The sequence below is a fragment of the Flavobacterium sp. ACAM 123 genome (assembly GCF_000264055.1).
Lineage (GTDB): Bacteria > Bacteroidota > Bacteroidia > Flavobacteriales > Flavobacteriaceae > Flavobacterium.
In genome coordinates this window covers 1-4,157 of the sequence record NZ_AJXL01000177.1, presented here as the reverse complement: position 1 = coordinate 4,157, position 4,157 = coordinate 1, and the positions used below count along the sequence as shown (strand labels likewise).

Sequence of the window (4,157 nt, the reverse complement as noted above, 5' to 3'; positions counted from 1 at the left end):
TTTTTAAGAAAAACAAAAGAAAAATATTTTTTTTGGTAATCAAAAGCTATATTTACAGGGAAAATTAGAACACTATTTAATTACCAAAAAAACTATTATGAAAGAATACAAAGTAGAAAGCTTAATTTATTACTCTAAATTGACTTTAGATTCAAAGCACATTGCTACTGACTCAAAAAAAGAAATTCAGGAAAAACTAGATGAATATGCTGCAAAAGGATACAGGTTCACTACATCAACATCAACAAATTTTGGTGCCGCAATTTATATTCATTTGTATTTTGAAAAAGACATTTAATCAAAGTCAGATAACAATACTCTTTCCCACTCAAAAAATCCAGACTTAAATTATACCATTTCATTGTACGCTTACATTGAAATGGTTTTTTTGTCCTAAATTATTCGTAATCTATATTTTAAACTATCCACTTTCTTGCTTTACGCAATTTTTAGAACTTGATATTAAATTAAAAGGTTATAAAGTCTCTGACCCCGCTCTGCTTCTCGTTTGCAACGAGTACCCATTTTAATTTGGAACACCATCGTCGCGTTTGTAACACGGTTTCGATAACTAAAACCCAAATACGTCCGCAAACCTATCACTAACTTTGTCGAAATACTGGATATGATTTCTTCGTTCCGCGCACCGACTCCGTTAACGGTTAAAATCTCATTTAAAGGTTAGTTCAAACTACCTTGGATTCTCTTCAAAATACCGCTCTTCGATTCTCTTAATGTCTTTAATGGAGTTCTTGGCCCACGCCAATCTTTTTACTAGAATTTCTTCTTCAGATAAATGCCAATCTATATCGGATTTTCGCAATCGGTTTGTCAAATCTTGAATGATAATAGCAGCTGAAACAGAAATATTCAAACTCTCCGTAAAACCTACCATGGGAATTTTAAGAAAACCGTCGGCACGCTGTAAAATCTCTTCCGATAATCCATCGCGTTCCGTCCCAAAAAATAAGGCACTCGGTTTCGAAATATCAAAATCTTCTAGTAAACAGTCATTATCATGTGGCGTGGTTGCGATGATTTGGTATCCCTTATTTTTTACAGTATCCAAACAATCCGTAATACTGTCGAAAGTATTGATATCGACCCATTTCTGGGCACCCATTGCAATTTCCTTGTCGATACTTTTGCCGTAACGCTGTTCAATTACATTCAATTCCTGAATTCCAAAAACCTCACAACTACGCATTACCGCACTCGTATTGTGCATCTGGAAAATATCCTCTACGGCAATGGTAAAATGATTGGTTCTGTTTTTTAGTACTTTCAAGAATTTCTCTTTGCGGTTATCCGTTAATATGTTCTCCAGAAAATGTAAGTAATCGATATCAATCATTAGGTCTTGTTTTTGGCAAAAATAGTAACTTTAATATTTAGGTTTCTATTGGTGCGTAACTATTTTCTGAAACATATAAGAAACAGAAGAACCTACAAGTATTGTTGCGCAAACCACCTCGGTAAAGGCATTTCGAAGAATGAACCAATCACGTTTGCAGCCACAAGTCTAGCTTTTCCTTCATTTGCTTCACTTTGTGTGATTACTTGCAACTAAAATCAAGAAAGGCTCTACCTAGCAATAACCGTAGTGATAATTACTTTATATTTACATAAAGTCCATTAGACTTAGTTTATCATGCAGATAGAATCTTCGCATAATGTATGCAACGTTGCTAAAACGCTTTCAGCGTGACAAACGGTATGGATAAAGATTAGAATTCAAAAATGAAAAAGAAACTAGTAGTTTTAACTGGCGCAGGAATTAGTGCCGAAAGTGGAATCAAAACCTTCAGAGACAGCGATGGACTTTGGGAAGGACATAATGTTCAAGATGTCGCCACACCCGAAGGTTGGCATGAAAACCCAGCTTTAGTGCTTGATTTTTATAATCAAAGGCGAAAACAGCTCAAAGAAGTACAACCTAATTTAGGACATCAGGTTTTGGCTGAATTAGAAGCTCATTTTGACGTTTTCATTATCACACAAAATGTTGATGATTTGCACGAACGCGCTGGAAGCAAAAACGTATTGCACTTACATGGCGAATTGTTAAAAGTGCGAAGCACCGCAAATCAAAATTACATTTTAGATTGGACAGAAGATTTAAACTTTGGTGATTTCGACAATAATCAGAATCAATTGCGTCCTTATATTGTTTGGTTTGGTGAAGAAGTTCCCGCTCTTGAAGAAGCAATTACTATCACGGAATCTGCCGACTATTTTGCAGTTGTTGGTACCTCTTTACAAGTCTATCCTGCTGCTGGGCTAATTGATTTCACCAATGTTAAAACGCCCATTTATTACATTGATCCAAAGCCCATAAGTATTCCGAATTTAAGAAATCCTTTGGAAGTAATACCAGAAGTCGCTTCTGAAGGAATGAGACAACTACAAAAGAAACTGATGGCCCGTATTTGAGAAGCAGATAGCGGTTACAGCTAAAAAACCGACCTCCCATTACATCAATTTTTACTATTAAATTCCGACTTTATTATCTTTAAATGCAGTAAACAAACTTAAAAGGCACAACGATATACCATAAAACGAATCGTTTTAAAACTAAAGCCAGTAATCGAAAATAAAGAATCTCTAAACTACTTGCTATAAAATTCAGGCTTTATATTGCAAAAAACTTGCAACTTCTAACTCCTAACTTCTAACTTCTCTTTATATTTGTGCCTTTCGAACAAACAACACAAAAATGACAACTTTAAACGAATTGAATGCTATTTCTCCAATTGACGGAAGATATAGAAACAAGACTCTTTCTTTGGCTCCTTTTTTCTCAGAGGAAGCGTTAATCAAATACCGCGTATTGGTTGAAATTGAATATTTTATTGCTTTGTGCGAAGTGCCTTTGCCACAATTACAAGGAGTAAATCCAGATCAGTTTGATACCTTAAGAAACATCTATAAAAATTTCTCGACTGAAAATGCATTATGGATCAAAGAAACAGAAAAAGTAACTAACCACGATGTAAAAGCCGTAGAGTACTTTATTAAAGACGCCTTTGAAAAATTAGGCTTGTCGCAATACAAAGAGTTTATCCATTTTGGATTGACTTCCCAAGACATCAATAATACGGCAATTCCACTTTCTACAAAAGAGGCATTCGAAAAAGTATACATGCCTTCGCTGATTATTTTGACATCAAAATTGAAAGATTTAAGTATCGAATGGGCAGCCATTCCAATGCTGGCGCGTACCCATGGGCAACCCGCTTCTCCTACTCGTTTAGGGAAGGAAATTGGCGTTTTTGTGGAACGTTTAGAAGAGCAAATGCGTTTGTTATTCAATATTCCTTTTGCTGCTAAATTTGGTGGAGCAACCGGAAATTATAACGCACATCATGTAGCCTATCCACAAATCGACTGGAGAAAATTTGGAGGAACCTTTGTAGAAGAGAACTTAGGCTTACACCACTCTTTCCCAACGACACAGATTGAGCATTACGATCACTTTGCCGCCTTTTTTGATGCGTTAAAAAGAATCAATACCATAATCATCGATTTAGACAGAGATATCTGGACGTATGTTTCTATGGAATATTTCAAACAAAAAATTAAAGCGGGAGAAATAGGATCATCGGCTATGCCACACAAGGTGAACCCGATTGACTTTGAAAACTCTGAAGGAAATTTAGGAATTGCAAATGCAATTTTCGAACATCTTTCGGCTAAACTGCCCTTGTCAAGATTGCAACGTGATTTGACTGATAGTACCGTATTAAGAAATATAGGGGTTCCTATGGGACATACTTTAATTGGTTTTGAATCTACTTTGAAAGGGTTAAACAAATTATTGTTGAACGAGCCAAAATTCCACGAAGATTTAGAAAAAAATTGGGCAGTGGTTGCAGAAGCAATCCAAACCATTTTGCGTAGGGAAGCTTACCCAAATCCTTATGAAGCACTGAAAGGATTGACTAGAACAAATGAAGCGATTGATAAAAAAGCGATTCATGGTTTCATTGCCACATTAGACGTTTCTGAAGAAATTAGGGCAGAATTAATGCAAATCACACCAAGTAATTTCGTAGGAATTTAATAACAAAATATGAGAATAGTACCTAGTTACTTTATATTTTTTTGAATATCATAAAAATAAATTGGAGGACTGCTATTTTAAATCAAATAACTAT

At 35.3% G+C, this 4,157-nt stretch carries 4 protein-coding genes; 3 read left to right on the top strand and 1 reads right to left on the bottom strand.

The window, feature by feature from the left end; translation table 11 throughout:
• The first annotated feature begins 97 nt into the window (after positions 1–97).
• Entirely contained in the window at positions 98–298 is a 201-nt protein-coding gene (locus A3SG_RS0117700; RefSeq protein WP_016991329.1) for a DUF4177 domain-containing protein, read from the top strand.
• 393 nt (positions 299–691) lie between these two features.
• Here the strand turns inward: A3SG_RS0117700 and A3SG_RS0117695 are convergent, their stop codons facing one another.
• Positions 692–1,354, bottom strand: a complete 663-nt coding sequence (locus tag A3SG_RS0117695) for a TrmH family RNA methyltransferase (RefSeq protein ID WP_016991328.1) — start codon at positions 1,352–1,354, stop codon at positions 692–694.
• Between the two features lie 386 nt (positions 1,355–1,740).
• Here A3SG_RS0117695 and A3SG_RS0117690 point away from each other — a divergent pair, with 386 nt between their 5' ends.
• Positions 1,741–2,433: an SIR2 family NAD-dependent protein deacylase gene (locus A3SG_RS0117690; protein ID WP_016991327.1), complete on the top strand. Its 693-nt coding sequence runs from the start codon at positions 1,741–1,743 to the stop codon at positions 2,431–2,433.
• Between the two features lie 283 nt (positions 2,434–2,716).
• Positions 2,717–4,063, top strand: a complete 1,347-nt coding sequence (purB, locus tag A3SG_RS0117685) for an adenylosuccinate lyase (protein WP_016991326.1) — start codon at positions 2,717–2,719, stop codon at positions 4,061–4,063.
• Positions 4,064–4,157 lie beyond the last annotated feature (94 nt).

Excerpts from the sequence above, each read along its gene's own strand:
- A3SG_RS0117695 (WP_016991328.1), bottom strand. The coding sequence starts at position 1,354 with ATGATTGATATCGATTACTTACATTTTCTGGAGAACATATTAACGGAT.
- A3SG_RS0117700 (WP_016991329.1), top strand. The coding sequence starts at position 98 with ATGAAAGAATACAAAGTAGAAAGCTTAATTTATTACTCTAAATTGACT.
- purB (WP_016991326.1), top strand. The coding sequence starts at position 2,717 with ATGACAACTTTAAACGAATTGAATGCTATTTCTCCAATTGACGGAAGA.
- A3SG_RS0117690 (WP_016991327.1), top strand. The coding sequence starts at position 1,741 with ATGAAAAAGAAACTAGTAGTTTTAACTGGCGCAGGAATTAGTGCCGAA.